General features: G+C 60.4%; 1 protein-coding gene. It reads right to left on the reverse strand.

Annotated features, from left to right (window positions below):
* Window positions 1-15: 15 nt before the first annotated feature.
* A partial coding sequence (locus V3330_RS19595) for a transposase (RefSeq protein WP_354697159.1) occupies window positions 16-871 on the reverse strand: 856 nt, incomplete at its 5' end.

Here is an 871-nt window from a genome sequence, read left to right on the forward strand (position 1 = left end):
GAAGGTTCTATGACTTCATGCAACCCCCGAGGCCATTGGTCGATAGATTTCTTTCTTGCTCAGTAACGCGAACACGATACGAACCTGCTTGCGCATCAGCACCACCCGGGCAGCGGTTGCACACAAGCCTTTGTCCATTTGCTTCTGATAGTACGCAGCAAAACACGGGTCGTAGCGTGCTGCGTGGGAGCCGCAGAAAAGCAGTCGCCGCACTTCCGGATCGCCGTGCTTGGTGAGCTTCCGGCGCCCACGTTTACGCCCCGAGTCGCGTACACGCACATCCAGGCCAAAGTAAGCGACAAACGCGTCGGCTGAAGCGAACACCCCGCGATGGTAGGCCGCCACCATGGCTGCCGCGGTTAAGGGCCCGATCCCCGGCGCCGTGCGGCAGCGCTGATAGTCCTCCCTTAGTTCCAAGGCGTCCAGCAAGCGCTCGATCAGCCGATCCATGCGCTTAATCAACCGTTCCAGTTGGGTCAATGCCGCTTGGCACGAAACCCCCACGTCCATCAGACTCTGTTGCAGTTGCTGGCGCGCCTTGACCACCTTGGCGCGGCGCTTCAGCAAGGCCCATAACCGCTGTAAACGTTCGTCCTGCGGTTGATACGGCCGCAGGGCGGCTGCTTCATGCGCCAGGTAGCGGGCCAGCAACCAGGCATCGTGCGGGTCACTCTTGTGGCGCAGACCCACCGAGTAGCGGTAATGGTGGATCTGCCGTGGGTTGATCGAATACAACTCAATCTTGCGCTGCAGCGCCGCCTTCACCAGCGCCATGTGGTACGTGCTGGTCGGCTCAAAGGCCAGCTGTAATGCTGCACCACGTTCATAGCGGCAAAGCCACTTGCGGATCGCATCCGGCTGGTTGGCTATC

It is taken from the genome of Elongatibacter sediminis, from assembly GCF_037892215.1.
Classification (GTDB): domain Bacteria; phylum Pseudomonadota; class Gammaproteobacteria; order Xanthomonadales; family SZUA-36; genus Elongatibacter; species Elongatibacter sediminis.